The 16752-nt window shown below is 55.7% G+C and carries 15 protein-coding genes; 6 read left to right on the top strand and 9 right to left on the bottom strand.

What is annotated here, in order from left to right; genetic code table 11:
- Nucleotides 1-233 precede the first annotated feature (233 nt).
- A complete protein-coding gene (locus AC1XDK_RS14965; protein ID WP_483350699.1) occupies nucleotides 234-818 on the top strand; it encodes a helix-turn-helix domain-containing protein in 585 nt (194 codons plus the stop codon).
- On the opposite strand, the gene AC1XDK_RS14970 is transcribed toward AC1XDK_RS14965, so the two are convergent.
- From AC1XDK_RS14970 to AC1XDK_RS14980, 3 genes are all read right to left on the bottom strand, one after another.
- Entirely contained in the window at nucleotides 815-2146 is a 1332-nt protein-coding gene (locus AC1XDK_RS14970; protein ID WP_483350700.1) for a glutamine synthetase family protein, read from the bottom strand. The two genes, AC1XDK_RS14965 and AC1XDK_RS14970, sit on opposite strands and share 4 nt — an antisense overlap.
- A 263-nt stretch (nucleotides 2147-2409) precedes the next feature.
- Complete coding sequence (gene eat / locus AC1XDK_RS14975) at nucleotides 2410-3951, bottom strand: ethanolamine permease (RefSeq protein ID WP_483350701.1); 1542 nt, start codon at nucleotides 3949-3951, stop codon at nucleotides 2410-2412.
- Between the two features lie 289 nt (nucleotides 3952-4240).
- On the bottom strand, nucleotides 4241-4828 hold the full coding sequence (locus tag AC1XDK_RS14980) for a metal-dependent hydrolase (protein ID WP_483350702.1): 588 nt from the start codon (nucleotides 4826-4828) through the stop codon (nucleotides 4241-4243).
- Between the two features lie 243 nt (nucleotides 4829-5071).
- Between AC1XDK_RS14980 and AC1XDK_RS14985 the strand changes: the two genes are divergently transcribed.
- Nucleotides 5072-5212: a hypothetical protein gene (locus AC1XDK_RS14985; RefSeq protein ID WP_483350703.1), complete on the top strand. Its 141-nt coding sequence runs from the start codon at nucleotides 5072-5074 to the stop codon at nucleotides 5210-5212.
- A 253-nt stretch (nucleotides 5213-5465) separates the two neighbouring features.
- Here the strand turns inward: AC1XDK_RS14985 and AC1XDK_RS14990 are convergent, their stop codons facing one another.
- The 6 genes from AC1XDK_RS14990 to AC1XDK_RS15015 all read right to left on the bottom strand — a co-directional run bounded on the left by AC1XDK_RS14990 (nucleotide 5466) and on the right by AC1XDK_RS15015 (nucleotide 11188).
- Complete coding sequence (locus tag AC1XDK_RS14990) at nucleotides 5466-5882, bottom strand: helix-turn-helix domain-containing protein (RefSeq protein ID WP_483350704.1); 417 nt, start codon at nucleotides 5880-5882, stop codon at nucleotides 5466-5468.
- A 383-nt stretch (nucleotides 5883-6265) separates the two neighbouring features.
- Complete coding sequence (locus AC1XDK_RS14995; protein ID WP_483350705.1) at nucleotides 6266-6973, bottom strand: ABC transporter ATP-binding protein; 708 nt, start codon at nucleotides 6971-6973, stop codon at nucleotides 6266-6268.
- A complete protein-coding gene (locus AC1XDK_RS15000) occupies nucleotides 6970-7773 on the bottom strand; it encodes an ABC transporter ATP-binding protein (RefSeq protein ID WP_483350706.1) in 804 nt (267 codons plus the stop codon). Before AC1XDK_RS15000 ends, AC1XDK_RS14995 begins: the two co-directional genes overlap by 4 nt.
- A complete protein-coding gene (locus tag AC1XDK_RS15005; protein ID WP_483350707.1) occupies nucleotides 7770-8885 on the bottom strand; it encodes a branched-chain amino acid ABC transporter permease in 1116 nt (371 codons plus the stop codon). The genes AC1XDK_RS15000 and AC1XDK_RS15005 overlap by 4 nt, the downstream gene beginning before the upstream one ends.
- The gene (locus tag AC1XDK_RS15010) at nucleotides 8882-9910 is read right to left on the bottom strand and encodes a branched-chain amino acid ABC transporter permease (protein WP_483350708.1); all 1029 of its coding nucleotides are present in this window, start codon (nucleotides 9908-9910) and stop codon (nucleotides 8882-8884) included. The genes AC1XDK_RS15005 and AC1XDK_RS15010 overlap by 4 nt, the downstream gene beginning before the upstream one ends.
- An 18-nt stretch (nucleotides 9911-9928) precedes the next feature.
- Nucleotides 9929-11188, bottom strand: a complete 1260-nt coding sequence (locus AC1XDK_RS15015) for an ABC transporter substrate-binding protein (RefSeq protein WP_483350709.1) — start codon at nucleotides 11186-11188, stop codon at nucleotides 9929-9931.
- Nucleotides 11189-11335: 147 nt separating this feature from the next.
- Between AC1XDK_RS15015 and AC1XDK_RS15020 the strand changes: the two genes are divergently transcribed.
- The 4 genes from AC1XDK_RS15020 to AC1XDK_RS15035 are packed head-to-tail and all read left to right on the top strand — an operon-like array spanning nucleotide 11336 to nucleotide 16618.
- Entirely contained in the window at nucleotides 11336-13285 is a 1950-nt protein-coding gene (locus AC1XDK_RS15020) for a 3-hydroxyacyl-CoA dehydrogenase/enoyl-CoA hydratase family protein (protein WP_483350710.1), read from the top strand.
- Nucleotides 13286-13287: 2 nt separating this feature from the next.
- On the top strand, nucleotides 13288-14487 hold the full coding sequence (locus tag AC1XDK_RS15025; RefSeq protein ID WP_483350711.1) for a thiolase C-terminal domain-containing protein: 1200 nt from the start codon (nucleotides 13288-13290) through the stop codon (nucleotides 14485-14487).
- Nucleotides 14484-14996 (top strand): Zn-ribbon domain-containing OB-fold protein, encoded by a 513-nt coding sequence (locus AC1XDK_RS15030; protein ID WP_483350712.1) that lies wholly within the window; start codon nucleotides 14484-14486, stop codon nucleotides 14994-14996. Before AC1XDK_RS15025 ends, AC1XDK_RS15030 begins: the two co-directional genes overlap by 4 nt.
- Nucleotides 14996-16618, top strand: coding sequence for a long-chain-fatty-acid--CoA ligase (locus tag AC1XDK_RS15035; RefSeq protein ID WP_483350713.1), 1623 nt, complete (start codon nucleotides 14996-14998; stop codon nucleotides 16616-16618). Before AC1XDK_RS15030 ends, AC1XDK_RS15035 begins: the two co-directional genes overlap by 1 nt.
- The last annotated feature ends 134 nt before the right edge of the window (nucleotides 16619-16752 follow it).

Genomic DNA, 16752 nt, shown 5'->3' on the forward strand with positions numbered 1-16752 from the left:
CAATTGAATGGTTTGATTCCAACTACACGTATGTTCAACCGATTAGGGCATTACCGACCCGGAGGTATATAATGTTCAAACGGAATCTAGTCTGGTTGTGACGATGCAAAATGATCGAATATTCATTTCGGATTGAACACAAAGGTTGCTGGACCGAAGGAATCAATGATGATTTTCCGAACTTACAGGCATCGATAATCTACTCCTATCTTATTCGGGAAACGAGTATTACAATGATCGAGGTAACGCAGGTTGAGGAAAATGAGATTGACAACATCGTTGACTGGCTTCAAAACCACCCGATAATGAACACGAGTCGGCTGGTCAGTTATACGAGCGCCAGCAACCGGGGTATCATCTGTCTGGAGGGAGACTATGACGTAGATACGGAGCCTGTCCTGAACGTGTTGCTTCGGAATAGTTGCTTTCCAACGATTCCGGCGACAGTCGCCCATGGCCGCGAGCACTGGGACGTTCTTTCTCCAACACACCAGCACGTGAGTCAAGCCCACGAGGAACTACAGCAACTGGGATCTGTGGACATAGACTCACTCTACTCGACCGGCTTTGAACAGATGTTTACGGGGTTGCTCGAAGTCAAGAAGGCCATCCAAGATCTCTCTTCCCGGCAACGTGAGGTGCTCTCGCTCGCGATTGAGGAGGGTTACTACGACTCGCCTCGATCATGTAACCTCGAAGATCTCGCCGAACTCGACCCCACGAGTGTCTCAACAGTCGGTGAACACCTTCGGCTCTCTGAGTCAAAAATCCTGAAAGCAATCGAACCAATGCTCGACCAACCTACTGAGGATGCTTAGAACTCGTCCAGATATTCGTCGTGCTCCCATTCGGATACGTGGTTCATCGAGCGGTTGAACTCATCACGCTTGAGCTGTATGAACTCCTCGACGAGCGTCGAACCGAGCGCATCTGCGATGACTTTGTCGTCTTCGAGATGGTCGAGTGCCTCCCAAAGGGTACGGGGGAGACTCTCGTACTCCTCCTCGTATGCGTTCCTGATCGTCGGTTCTCCTGGATCAATCTCATTTCGGATACCGTCTAGTCCGGCGGCGTACGAGGCCGCAATACCGAGATAGGGATTGCACGCCGAGTCGGGAACCCTATGTTCGATGCGCGTCGCCGATCCGAGTTCAGGCGGTAGGCGAAGTACCGTCGAGCGGTTGTCGGGCCCCCACGCGATATTGACTGGTGCCCAGATACCGGGAAGGAGCCGTTTGTACGAGTTGACTGTCGGCGCACAGATTGCCGTTAGTGCCTTCATATGCTCCAGAAGTCCCCCAACGAAGTATCGTCCCGCCTCGGAGAGTCCAGACTCACCCGATGGGTGCGTTCCTGCAGGGAACTGGATATCGTCTGTATTGCTCTCAAACTTATTTTCCGATCTATCGTGGTTCCAGAGACTGAGATGGAAATGCATCCCGTTGGCATCTTCATCCGAGTGAGGCCGAGGCATGAGCGACGCCTTGTGACCGTGCTGTCGCGAGACGGACTTAATCATATGGCGGAGGAACATGATGGTATCCGCCGTCCTTAGGGCGTCATCATACTCAATGTTAATCTCGTACTGCCCTGGTTGGGACTCCTGGTGAACACCAAGGATGTTAGTTCCTGCCGCTTCCATTGCGTTCGTCCAGTCCCGGATGAGTTCCGACCCCATATCGAGAGCATCAAGATCGTAGGAGCAACGGTCGTTAAATGGAACCCATCCACCCTCATCGTCGGGGCTTAGGAGTGAGAACTCGGTCTCGACGCCGACACATGCCCTGTATCCCTCCGATTCGAGGTCATCGAGAACGCTCCGTAACGCGCTCCGACTGCAGAGGTCGAAGCGTGACCCGTCAACGTTGGTTAGCTCAGCAAAGACAGCAGCTGTATCATCGGCCCATTTCACTGGCGTCACTGAGTCGATGTCGGGCATGGCCATCATATCACCAGCTTCGGAACCGTATTTCGGATCGTTAAGAAGGCCGGGCTCGAGGGTCATTTCCGCAATCCCATTTGCAAACCCGACCCCCTCTTCGATCGCGTGTGCGGCCTCATCACTGGGCAAGGTAATCCCACGGGCGACACCATTGAGGTCTGTCCAGACCAATCGGACCGTTTCGTACTCTGAAAGGGAGGTCATTGAGACAATGTGACAAGGTGAGATGGGAAGATATTACTTTACCCCCAAACCTACGATTTATTAATAGTAAATTCAAATACAGCATATTTCAACAAGGCTACACCAGGATGCAGTCCAACTTCCCCGTTTTTGCAGGAAGCTATCGGTAGCGGTGCTCTTTCAAATATAGAAATTTACCTAGACCGGCAATCAGAATAGCTCAACCACGTGCTGGATCTCTTTATAAGAATGCGGGAGTTGTCTCCTGCGGACAGTGAGTCCGCTTAAGAGTCACCACCAACGTCGCTACCAGCAGAGCTACTAGCGGTGCTACCAGAGTCACTACCAGCGTCGTTAGAATCGGTACCTTTCGTCTTTGCGCGGTGGGCCAGGGCGATATCCTCCTCTGGCGAGCGAACCATTCGATGGCGGCCTATTACGATGAAGTAGATGATACCGCCCACAAACCAGAGGGCAGCCCCGAAAACACCAAGCCGATAGTCCGGGTTCAAAAAGAGGGCCACGAGGGTGACGACTGCGATAACGAGCCCAATGACCCCGCCGAATACACCTAGTGGGGCCTTATACGGTCGCTCAAGATCAGGATGTTCGTTCCGCAGTTTGAGGAACGCCAGGCACTGCATGACGTATGAAATCACAGCGCCGAACACCGCCATGTTTAGCAGCATCGCTCCCACAGGACTGTCGCTCGGCACGAGCCAAATCACCAACGCCGCAGCGTAGCCTACCAGAGCGCCGACGATCAAAGCTATGTGCGGCGTCTTACGATCATCGTGAGTCGGAGAGAGCCAACGTGGGAAGTAACCCGCCCGGGAAAGCGAGTAAATGTTACGCCCGTATGCGTAAATGATGGCATGGAAACTCGCCACCAGGCCGGCCACAGCGATCAGGGAGAGCAACGCTGGGCCTGTACTCCCTGGGAAGATAGTTTTGAACGCAAGGAACAGTGGGTTGTCAGCCTGGCCCACCTCTGCGGCACCAGGTGAGATGCCAGCGCTGAGGAACAACGTCAGAAACGCTGTGACCAGCAGTGTCCCGATACCCAGCATTGTGGCCTTGGGAAGATCCTCTTCGGGATTTTTCGCCTCTTCTGCCGCTAGTGGCAGTTCTTCGATTGCGAGGAAAAACCAAATCGCGAATGGCAAAGCCATGAAGATGCCCTTGATACCGCGAGGCAAGAACTCACTTTGGCCTGGATCGGCGGGCACAGTCATCGCCAATTCAAGATTAAAGTGTGGAATTGCGCCAATGAAGAAGACGGATAAGATACCCAACGCGACGAAAGTGATGAAAACCGTGAACCAGAAGCTTTCCTTAACTCCCCACACGTTGAGGCCCACGAAGATGGCGTAGAATATCGCCCACCAGATCGGATCGGGCATCCCAAAGCTGAACAGCGCCTGCGTTACGGAGTTCATGTAGCCAGAGATACCGACTACGATGACGGCTGGAGTGATGACGTATTCCATGTTCTCGGCTAGACCAGTAATAAAACCGCCCCATGGACCCAAAGCTGTGCGCCCGAATGAGTAGGCACCTCCAGTGTGAGGCAGCGCTGGCGACATTTCTGCGATGGAGGAAGCGAGGCCTAAGTACATGACGGCAACCACAATTGTAGCAATTAAGAGGCCTACGAACCCACCAGCCGTGAGACCGAAGTTCCAGCCGAAAAAATCGCCTGAAATGACGGCGCCGACACCAAGGGCCCATAACCCCAGGATCCCTACCTCCCGACTCAACTCACGGTCTTCAAAATAGCTATCATCAACGTCGTTGTACGTGACCCCTTCTTGCTTCTTTGGCATTGTTCCGGTCTATATCTCTTTTTTTCGAATCATCATGATTGCGTCCCACATGTGGGATTGTTTAACAAGGGCCATCCTGAAGAATTATCGCATCGGTTTTAGTGACGGTTTGTATCAGTGTGGTTCGTATGGGATGCCGATGCAACCGCTAGACGGGGGACTGGGCGGTCGAAGAGTATCACCGATTCAGGCACGATATTGTGACGCCAGAGTAGCCATCAAATCACCTCTTACTGCTAATTGTCGCCCTCTCAGTTCTACTATGGGATTTGAGTCACGACTGGTTCTCTCACGGGAACGCTCCTGCGAACGGAGAGAGTGCAAAAATAACTGTCCCCATCGCGAGCACGCCAAGCAGCAAGAAGACGGTGTTCGCGAGTGTGCTCGCAGCACGAAGACGTGACAGTGAGATCCGCCGCCGAGAGAATGGGAGGAACGGCTGGATACCACTGACCGTAATGATGTCGCCAACGAGATGGACACAGATACCGAGAACACCGATGACAAATCCGAGTCCGACAAGCGTTCCGGGAGTGAGTGCAGCAAGTTGCTCAGTCGCGATTGTGACTGCCGTGATAGTGGTCGCTGGAAGGACGGTCGTCTGCAGCCAGTGCGCAAGTGGGACGGTAAGATACCGTCCAAGAAGCCAGCCACAACCAGCAAAGAAGAGTCCTGCAATACAAGCAGTCAGCAGCGAGTGACTCACTCCACGGTGCGAGAGTCCAGGTATCCAGTGGTCGTTATCAGGAAGCGGTTCAACGAAGAGTAGGCCAAGAGCGAGCAATCCAGCAAGTGCGAACTGGTTGCGTACGATGAGGGCGTAGGAGATCGGCGCAAGAGTAAGGAGCGTGATGCCGATGTGGCCGTGTCGGTACATGCTAAGTCTCCTCTGTGTCTAATTCGAACTCGTTCTGCGACTAGTATAATAGTTTTGTATCAACTGTAGACATCACCAAGATAATAACAGAGAACTATGGATGTCAAAATCCAGTAATTAGAATAGTTGCTTAAGTAGCTTAGGAAAACAATAGTCGTTAGTATAGTATATTAACAACATCTGCCGCTGTTTTAGACGATTCCCCTGAGATTCCTACGTGTTCGTCAGAAACGGCAGACAAAAATGGCGACAGAGACACTGTCGCATGGTGTTTCCGTTGCACTCATCACTGCCGGAGCGACGATCGTTGCCAGCCAGCAACCTGCTGGATGGATACTCGTCGCTGCTGGGGTAGTGGTAGCAAGACGGAAACAGGGCGAGTGAAGCTCTCCAAGCAGACTCGCCCAAACGTCGCATTTTATTTGTTTTCGCGACGCCGAGCAATCGGGCTAGACAGTTAATACTACACGCGTCTGTGATTTAGTTTTTATGGAGATTTCAGCATCCGTCACAATCCACCCCCAACACAGAGATAACGACAGCGTTCTCGGGAAGCCTCCACCGCCGTTTATGGATTCAATATTATATATTTACGTCTGATTAATGAGTGGAAATGCAATTCATGTTTCAAAATAATTTACTCAACACTGGAAAAAAGTCGGTATGCACTCGTACGTGAGTATGTGATGTCGAATTCCTCTTCGATTAGCCGTTGAATAAGTGGGATATCCCACTCTTCAGCGTCATAACCTGCGTTTACGGGTGATTTTTGTAGCAGCTGTTGAACTTTTGTTTGATCTACGTGATCGAGTTTCGGCGGGCGACCGGGACGAGCTTTGTCACTGACTGCATCTATGATGGCATCTTTGTCGAATCGCTTGAGCCAATTATAAACAGTCTTCCGGGAAAGCCCGTACCACTCAGCCAGCTCCGTCTGCGTGACGCCCTGCTTATAGGCAATCGCAACCATGAGCCGCTTCGTCGCATAGACGTCGTCCACCTCCTCGAGTGCATTCCGGAGCTCAGAAGTCGAGATGTCTGTCAGGTGAGCCATAACGGGGTACAACAACCTCACCGTGTAAATAATTTTGGAAAGATGGCTATGCTACCGACTCTCATTGCACGTATTCGGTTCTTTGTCTGGTCGTGCATCGAAGCGTATCAGTTTACTTAACTCGTGATCTTCACGGATGCGATGTGAATAACGAACCCAATAACGTTCATAGACTAAATGATTTGCAACCCATTAAATACTAACCAGTCAATCAATTTTATTGTGTTTATGAATTTGGATATAATCCAATAATATTTCGGCGTGATCGTCAAGTGCCTTGTCTGTCATCCAACACGCTATCCTACGACAACAATCGGATTGGACGTCCTCGATCCCTCAAAACTGAACGAACTCGAATCGATACGCACCTCTCGAACGGTAGTTTAGATGCCAAGGTACTTTTGACGGAGAGTTTCATCCTCGTGGAGGCGCTCGCTCGTGACTTCTTCGACAATGCGTCCCTCGTCGAGAATGTAGTGGCGGTCAGCGACCGCAAGCGCAACAGCCACATTCTGTTCCACAAGTAGTACTGTGATGTCCTGTTCAGCATTGATAGTCTCGATAATGGACTCAATGCGCCGGACGATGTACGGTGCAAGACCCTCGCAGGGTTCGTCGAGGAGCATCATCCGTGGGTTGGTGACGAGACTCCGGGCAATGGCGAGCATTTGCTGTTCGCCGCCGCTCATGTTTTTCGCCTGTCGATTTCGCATCTCGCTCAATTCGGGGAATTGTTCCAACATCGTCTCGATACGAAGCGGGTTCGATGCGTAATTGGCTGCAAGTTCGAGGTTTTCGATGACAGTTAATTCTCGAAAGCAGCGTCGGCCTTCCGGAACAAAGCTAAGTCCCAACTTAGAAATCTCGTAATTGCGCCGTTCGAGTAAATTCTGTCCATCGAATCGGATTGCTCCGCCACTGACATTTGGTTCATCAGCTCCTACAATGGAGCGCATCGTCGTTGTCTTTCCGGCTCCGTTACGTCCGAGCAGTGAGACGACCTCGTTTTTTCCGACGACCAGATCGATCCCAAAGAGAATCTGACCTGTTTCGTACCCGGCTGTGAGGTTGCGAAGTTCCAATAATGTCATAGTTCCTCCTTCATACCGCCTAAGTACGCATTCTGGACGTCTTGGTTCCCCCGTATTTCGTCGGGAGAGCCGGTTGCGATAATGGCTCCCTGGTTAAGAACCGAGATTTGATCGCTCATTGAGAGGACGATGTTCATATCGTGTTCGATAAGCAGAACTGTGAGGTCAAGTTCCGATTGGAGCGAGGCGATAAGATCCGCCGTTGCTTGCGTTTCGTTCGGTCCCATCCCGCTGGTCGGCTCGTCGAGCAGGAGAACGTTCGGCTCGGTTGCGAGCGCCATCGCGATACCGAGTCGTCGTTGATCCCCGTGTGATAGGTTTCTTGCCTTTTCCTCATGAATATCGTCGAGATTGACGCGTTCGAGGGTAGTGTAGGCAATATCCTCGCAGAGCCGTTCGCCATCTCGGAACAGATCGAGACGGAAGGTACCGGTTCGAGTAGTTTGTGCGACGATGCGGATGTTCTCGAGAACCGAGAGGTCGTTGAACACCTGATTCGATTGGAACGATCGCGCGAGCCCTAAGTGTGGGCGTCGCTCCTGTTGGAGATCGGTGATATCTCGTCCTTCAAGCCAAACTGAGCCTTCGCTCGGGGCAAGGACGTGGGTGATCAGATTGAACAACGTCGTTTTCCCGGCCCCGTTCGGGCCGATAATAGCATGCAGTTCCCCGGGCTCAACGGCGAGGTTGACCTCGTCGACGGCAGTCACACCGCCAAACCGTCGCGTTAGATTGACTGTTCCGAGAACTGCGTCGCGCGGGTCGAGTTCAGCCGTGGTGTCGATGGTGGTGTTTGTCATTGGTAGCTCCTGAGCCAGTTGTGCATTGATTCGATACCGCTCTTTGTCAGCCCCCATAATCCCTCACGAGGGGAGACGAGAACCGCGATGACGAACAGTAACCCAAGTAAGAATTGCCAGTAAGCCAGCACACCTGATAGCTCAACCCCTACGATTGGGAATTCCGCTAGCGGTAAGTAGAGCGTCTCGAAGTTGGTAAGATAGTCCTCGGCAAATAGCCACATGAACACGCCTGCGAGAGGTCCAAAAAAGTAGTTCGCACCTCCGAGGATGGTCATCAGTATGGCGTCGCCACTCGTCTGAACGGAGAGTAACGACAGCGTCGCACCTTGGTCGTTAATCTCGATGAGTGCGCCTGCAAGACCGGCGAACATCCCACTGAGTGTGAACGCCCACGCCTTATACCGCCGTGTGTTCATCCCCATCGCCCGCGCAAGTTCCTCGTTTTCGCGGATCGCGACCAACGACCGGCCGAATGGCGATCGGACGACCTGCCAAAGCGCGAGCATACTGACGAAGAAGACGAGTCCAACTACGTAGTACCAGTTGACGGAAAAATTCCCGAGGGTCACGAGCATCTGGCCACGGTAGGTCTGGATGAAAGCAGGGAGCGTATCCCCCGATAGCCCCTGTGCACCGCCGGTGAGATCCATTGGATTGTAGTTGGCAATGAATTGAACGGCTTTCGCAAACGCGAGCGTCAGCATGGCGAAGTAAATCTCGCCCTTGTGGACGATGAGTCGTGCGATGAGGTAGGCGATGACGCCAGCGACGGCGATGGCAATCGGCGCAACGACGGCATACGGAGCGCTGAACTTGGCGATTCCAATGGCCACTCCGTAGGCACCGGCACCAAGGAAAATAGCGTGACCGAACGAGAGTATCCCCGTGTACCCTAACAGGAGATTGAACGAGGCGACGAACAGCATCCAAATGAGCATCGTGGTGGCGATCTGTCCGTAACCCAGTAACAACGGATGGCTCACCAACGGACGCAACAGAACCACGATGAGAAAGAGTCCGATGGGAACCGAAAGCCGCCGGATGGAAGATAGGTCTACGCCCTCTTCTGTTCGATTGATCGTCTCGTTCGTCCGTGGTTCGTCGGTCATTCGAGGAATCCCTCCTGACCGAAAAGTCCGCGCGGACGCACGAGCAGGACAGCGATCATCACGAGATATGGGACGAGGCCGTCGATACCGGGAACGGCGAGCCATTGGATACCGGTCACAGTCGCCAAGGTTCGAAGGACGACCGGAGTCAGATACTGAGCCTCTCCGATGAGGAGTCCGGCGAAAACGCTCCCGAATAGACTTCCAATGCCACCGACGGCGACGACGACGAACGCGAGGATGATGAAGTGTTCACCCATTCCGAGATCCATGCCGACCTCCGCTCCTCGAAGAACACCTCCGAGACCGGCAATAAACGAACCTAGGAAGAACATCGCTATGAATCGAACCGGCATATTGATACCGAGGAACTCCGCCATTTCTCGGTCTAGCACTCCTGCCCGAATCGAGAGTCCGAAGGACGTTCGTTCGATGAAGAGGAACACGGCGATGACGGTGAGCGCACCGACGATAACGGTGAAGAGCCGGAAGCGTGCGACAGTCGTTACTCCGAGGTCGGCGCTCGCACTTAACGCCTGTGGCAGTGGGACACCTTTCGGCCCGCCGCCCCAGAAGGCACGAACCAACTCGGTGAACATCAGCGAGAGACCAAACGTGGCCAAGAGGCCGACGAGAGGATCTTCATCATAGACGAACTGCAACACACCCCGTTCGATGATGATACCGACGAGTCCGATGGTGACGGGGGCGATGACGAGGGCAACCCAGAAGGATAACCCTATCTGAGTCATGATCTCGAAGGTGACGTACGCCCCGAGCATCACTAGTGCACCGTGTGCGAAGTTGACAATTCCGAGGAGACCGAGGATAATCGACAGTCCCAGCGCGATGAGTACGAGAATCATCCCGTAGACGAGACCGCCGATGGCTTGGTCGACGAACAGTCCGGGATCATCGACGAATGATAGTACGAGAAACCCTCCGACGACGACGCTGGCAAGTATCCCGAAAGGGGAGATGTTGATCCCGGACAGACGCTGGCCGTTGAGCAATCTGTGTTTCATGTTGGATCAAACAGAGGACTAGAATGAGCACCCGGTCGCCTCACAATCTCGTGCGAGTTTGTCCCCAGGCGTCGTTGACTTGATGTCGAACCAAAGCTTGTACGGGTCATCTTGCATCTTCTTGACCGACCGTCCGGTGACAGTGTGTACTGGCTGGACGAGCTGATGGTCACAGGCACGCCAGTAACACTTCCCCGGCTGCAGATCGGCAGCCGAGCTGGAAATCTCGTGACCCTCCAGTTCTTTGCGGATCGATTCTGCGTCTTTCGCGCCCGCGCGAATAGCGGCCCGCACGTGCTGGTCAAGCGATGTGTATCCCATATAGTGACGGACAAAGGGGTCCGTCTTGCTTTGTTTCGAGACGCGCTCGTTGAACTCGTCGGCCCCTTCGACGCCCGCGTACCATCCCATCGGCGAGATATCGAGCGCGGCCGCCGCATCCTTGTTGAGACCCCAAAGGACGAGGTCCTCGAACTGATGGGCCATTATCTTCAAATCTTGGTGCATCCCCTTGTTCATCAGCTGTTTTATCGCCAGCCGTGCGTCTAAGCCGGGATTGATGAGAGCGACACCAGACGCATCGGAGTTAGCGACGTTGTTGAGATACTGCGTGAAATCGTCGGCGGGGAATGGAACGGCGTCATTTCCGACGACCGAGGCACCGTTCTCTTCCAGGGCTTTCGTCAACACCTCTTGACCCGTGTGGCCCCACGTGTAATCCGAATAGAGGACATACCAGTCGTCAGCTTCCTTGGCCATCTCCGGTGCTGCGGCTTGAACCTGCATCGTGTTAGAGGAATAAACACTGTACATGTATTTCTTACACGCGGATCCGGTAAGGGTGTCCGAAGCACCCGAGGCGATGTACGAAACGGCGTTGTCGGAAGCCCATGTGCCCATCTTCGTACAAACCGCGGAGGAGACGCCGCCCTGCACGAAGTCGGCGTTGTCCCTCGTCACGAGGCTCTTTATCCGCTTCAGTCCGGCACTTGGATCCGTTTCGGTGTCTCCTTTCACTAGATCGATGCTGACGTCAAATTCAGATTCGATATCTGATTTCGCCAGTTTGGCACCCGCGATTTCGGCCTGACCCCACCCAGCGAATGGGCCACTGAGCGGCCCCATAACGCCGACGGTGAACGACGATGGACCGTCGGATCCCCCGCCGTTGGAACCGCTATTCGGGGAACTCTCGGAACAGCCCGCGAGTCCAGCGATACCTATCGAACCTGCTGCTCCGACACGCCTGAGGACGTGCCGTCTGCTAGTATGTGGCATCCTACCAGTTAACGGGATAAGATAGTATATATATCTTACGGGGATGTTATAAGAAGTCTGACATCCTCTGCAGGGGGGAGTAATCTTCGCGGAAACGAACCGCTCTAACCACAATGTTCAAAAGTACCGTGAACAATCTCTTGAATGATGTTATCGGAGACCATAGACCGCGTCACCGTCCTCGGTGCCGGAAGCATGGGACACGGAATCGCAGAAGTATCGGCCATGGCCGGGTACGAAGTAGTGTTGCGCGACATTGAGGAGGAGCTAGTCCAAGACGGATACGAGAAAATCGAGTGGTCACTCGAGAAGCTCGAAGAGAAGGGACGACTCGACGAAGACGCCAAGACGATCCTCGACCGAGTGTCGACGTCGGCCGATCTCGAAGAGTCTGTTTCCGACGCTGATCTAGTCATCGAGGCAGTTCCCGAACAACTAGAGATCAAAGAAGAAACGTTCTCGACGGTCGACGAGCATGCGCCCGACCACGCAATTCTCGCGTCAAACACCTCGAGCCTCTCGATCTCGGACATCGCCTCGGCGACTGATCGGTCGGAGCAGGTCGTCGGGCTACACTTCTTCAACCCGCCGGTGAAGATGGATCTCGTCGAGGTCACTTACGGCGAAACGACGACCGACGAGACGGCTGAACTCGCCTACGAGTGGGTCGAGTCGGTCGGCAAGACGCCGATCTACGTCCGCAAGGACATCCATGGCTTCGTGGTCAACACCGTCCTCGTCCCCTTCATGGAGGAGGCGGCGTGGATGCTTTCGAACGGCGAGACGACGGTTCGCGAAGCCGACGCGACGATGGTCTATGAACGTGGCTACCCGATGGGTCCGTTCGAACTCAACGACTTCGGCGGCATCGATATCGCCTACCACTTCCGCGATGAATCCGACCAGCCCGTCCCACCAGTCATCGAGGAAAAAGTCGAAAACGAAAATCTCGGTAAGAAGAGCGAAAAAGGATTTTACGACTACGAAGACGGTGACGGCGTCGATTACGAGCCGGAGGACGCCGGGGACTACGACGCGCTCCGCACTGAGGCGGTGATGATCAACAAGGCCGCCTGGCTCGTCGGCAACGACGTCGCAACGCCCGAGGAGATCGACATCGGCCTCCGACTGGGTGGCAGCTTCCCCGAGGGGATGTGCAGACGCGGCGACCGTATCGGTCTCGACAATGTCCTCGAAAAACTCGAGTCGTTGCACGAGGAATACGGCGAAAAGCGCTACGAGCCCGCCGACTACCTCGTCGAACTCGTCGAGAAGGGCTTTACCGGTGAAGACGCTGGAAAGGGCTTCTTCGACTACCGCGTCGATCCACCTTACCACTATCTCGAGTGGGAACTCGACGACGACGGCGTCCTCAGTATCACCCTCGACCGCCAGGAGCGGATGAACTCGATGTCCGAGGACATGTTCATGGAAATCGATCGCCTTCTGGCCGACGTCAAGGTCGACGAGGTCTCGTGCGTCATTTTCACCGGTGCCGGCGAACGCGCGTTCAGTTCGGGGGCCGACATCACCGGCTTCACAGCCGGCGAACCCGCCGAGATCATGGACGTCGACGAGATGTTCCAGACCGTCTACGAGTTCCCTCGGCCGACGGTCGCGAAGATCGACGGATTCTGCCTGGGGGCTGGCCTCGAACTCGCTCTCGCGTGTGATATCCGCGTCGCGACCGAGGACTCGACGATCGGAACGCCGGAGACGACTCTTGGCGTGATTCCCGGCGGTGGCGCCACGCAGCGTCTCGTCCGCCTCATCGGAGAGGCCAAGACGAAAGAGATGGTATACAGAGGGATGCAGTTCGATGCCGAACGGGCCGAGGAGTGGGGCGTCGTCAACCATGCCGTCCCCGACGAAAAGTTTGAGAATCTCGTGGACGAGATCGTCGACGATCTGGTCTTGGGACCGCCGGTCGCACTCAAGGCCGCCAAGCGGGTCATTCAGGACGGCCAAGAGGCCAGCCTCGAGGCCGCCCTCGCGATGGAGAAACAGTCATTCGCCGTGCTGGCGACGACCGACGACATGCTCGAAGGCGTGAAGGCGTTCAGACAGAACCGCGAGCCGCAGTTCGAGGGTGAGTGATCGTGTCCGTGACGACACGCAACGTCGCAATCGTCGGCGGCGGCACCACGGAGTGGGGCGAGCGCGACGCGACGTGGAAGGATCTCGCCCAAGAGGGTGGAAAGGCGACGTTCGACGGCGTTCCCGGCGTCGATCCCGAGGATATCGAGGGACTGTTCGTCGGAACCGTCCAGCCCGAGCGGTTCTCCTATCAGTCGCACGTCGCACCGATGGTAGCCGAACTACTCGGGATCGAAGTTACCGAGATGACCGCACGGACCGAACTGGCCTGTGCCAGCGGCCAAGCCGCGTTGCGCTACGCATGGCTCGCAATCGCGGCCGGTCAGCTCGATACCGCGCTCGTGCTCGGGGTCGAGAAGATGAACCTCGGCCGCGACTACGTGCCGGAGATGCAGTCGTCGATGGCCAACGTCCTCGATCGGGAGTTCGACGGCGTCAATGGGCTCTCCGCACCGCCGTTCTTCGCGTGGTATGCCCAGCGACACATGCACGAATACGGGACGACCCGCGATCAGCTGTCGCTGGTCGCTGCGAAGAACAAGAGCTACGCCGCCAAGACCGACTTCGCACAGTTCCGTTCCGAGATCGAACCCGAGGAGATCACCGAGTCGGCCGAGATCGCGCCGCCGCTACACCTCTTCGACTGCAGCGGTATCACCGACGGCGCAGCGGGCGTGATCCTGATGAGTGAGGAAAAAGCCCGGGAAGTCACCGATATCGCGGCCTGGATCACCGGTAGCGGCCAGTCGTCGATGGCGGGCAACTCGATCAACAATCTGCCGTCGTTCAGCGGCTGGCCCCAAGCCCGCAAGGCCTCACAGAACGCCTATGCACAGGCTGGAATCGAAGATCCACTCGAGGACATAGATGTCGCCGAGATTCACGATTGCTTCTCTATTAGCGAGATCATCGAGTACGAGGAACTCGGCTTCGCCGAGCGCGGCGAAGGCGGTCAGTTCATCGAGGACGGCCGCAGTTACATCGACGGCGACGTCGCGGTCAATCCCCGCGGTGGCTTGCTCGGCTGTGGCCACCCATTGGGTGCGACCGGCGTCTCGCAAGCCCTCGAGGTCACCCGGCAGTTCCAGGGCGAGGTCGAGCGTGAGCGACAGGTAGACGACCCGACGGCCGGACTCATTCACAACCTGAGCGGCAGCGGCTCGGTTCACAGCGTGATGGTCCTAGACAGTGATCCACGATGACTGATACAGACACCAGCGATTCCAACGACGACGAGCGAGAGCGCGTTTCGGTTCCCGACCGAATAGAGTTCCCACGGCTGCTTGACTTCTACGAGCTTCAGACCGAAGAACAGACGAAGATTCACAAATTCTACGACAACCTTCGTGACGGATATTTGACGACAACGCAGTGTCACGACTGTGACGAGATCCACTTCCCACCCCGGATCGTCTGTCCCGAGTGTACGAGCGACGACCTCGAGTACATCGACCTCCCCCACGAGGGCGAACTGTTCGCCTTCTCCGAGGTCCGGGGTGGTCTCCCACTGGGGCTACGCGAACACGACGCTCCCTACGTGGTGGCCGTCATCGACCTCGGGCCCGTCACGCTATCGGGACGTGTCGACGACGCCTCGTATAGCGACCTCGAGATCGGTGACCCGGTCTCGCTGAAGATCGTAGAGATCGACGGCCCGACGAATGAGGAACGCGTCTTCTACCGTTTCGAACCCGCGGACGGTGATTCGTAATGAAGAACTACGAACTCACGCTGCAGGTCATGCTCGAGCGGGCCACCAATCTGTTCGGTCACAAGGAAATTGTTTCGGAACTGCCCGATGGAACAACCCACAGGTACACGTACGAAGAAGCGTACAACCGAATCGGGCAGCTGGCGAACGCACTCGACGACCTCGGCGTCGAACCCGGCTCACGCGTGTCGGTGATGGCGATCAACCACTACCGCCACTACGAACTGTACTTCGGCCCTGCGTGTAGCGGCCGGAGTATCCACATGACTAATCACATGCTTCCGGACGAGCACTTAGTAGAGATCGTCACCGAGGCCGAAGATGAGGTCATCTTCGTCGATCCCCAGTTCGTTGAAACCCTAGAGAATGTTGCTGACGAGTTCGAGACGGTCCAGCAGTACGTGATTCTGGACGATGAGGTGCCTGAGACGGATCTCAAACCCGCGGTTTCCTACGAAGACCTGCTCGAGGGGTACGATACCGAGTACGACTGGCCTGACCTCAACGAGGACGACGAGGCGGGGATCTGCTACACGTCGGGAACGACGGGACTGCCAAAGGGCGCCGCGTACACCCACCGTGACCTCTACCTGCACTCGTTGACTCACGGTCACGTCGACGTCTTCGAGATCAGCGAGAACGACGCCGTGATGCCGGTCGTCCCAATGTACCACGTCAACGGCTGGGGGCTACCCTACTCGGCGACGCTCTCCGGCTCAAAACTCGTCCTACCGGGCGAAACCACCGACGCCGAGGGAATCGCCCGCCTCATTGACCGTGAGGAAGTAACTGTCACCGCCGCCGTGACGACGGTTTGGCTCGACATGGCACAGTACTACGATGAGAACGAGGACATCGAACTCGAGAGCCTCGATCGGGTTCTCATCGGCGGAACCTCACCGCCGGAGTGGCTCATGGAGAAGTTTGACAAGGAGATCGATGCGCCGATCCACCAAGGCTACGGCATGACGGAGGCGGCACCCCACCTCGTCAACACGATGACGACGACCGAAGTCCGGGAGTTGTCGGAGAGCGAACGCTACCAGCAGCAGATGAAGCCCGGGGTTTCGGCGCCCGGCGTGCGAATCCGCCTGCGAACGCCTGACGGTGAATCCGTCCCCCACGACGGCGAGTCGACCGGTGAGATACAGGCACGGGCGCCGTGGCTCATTGACGAATACTATGCCCGTCCCGAGGAGACGAAGACATCGTTCACCAACGACGGCTGGTTCAAGACCGGCGACGTCGGCGTCGTGGACAAGTACGGCTACCTCGAGGTCGTGGACCGCCTCGACGATGTCATTAAGAGTGGTGGCGAGTGGATCTCCTCGCTCGAACTCGAGAACGAGTTGATGGCTCACGACGATGTCGAGGAGGCGACGGTGATCAACATGGAACACGAGAAGTGGGACGAGCGCCCGGTCGCCTACGTCGTCAAACGAGGCGAAATCACCGAGGACAAACTTAGAGAGCACCTCCTTGAGCGGTTCCCTAAGTGGTGGCTCCCCGATCAGATCGTCTTCATTGAGTCGATCCCGAAGACGACGACAGGGAAGTTCGACAAGAAGGTGTTGCGCAGCGAGTTCGAGTCGGAGTACGGGACGCTGCCGGTCGACGAGTAATCGGGTCGGAAACAAATCTGTGTTTTAAGGATCGATCTACCACATCCTGTCGATGTCCTCGACAACAGGTTCGCAAGTACGCATTCCGCCTGTCCCGTGGCGATCACATACTCACTGTTGTTAACGATGTTATT

The organism is Haladaptatus sp. HS23, assembly GCF_056892285.1.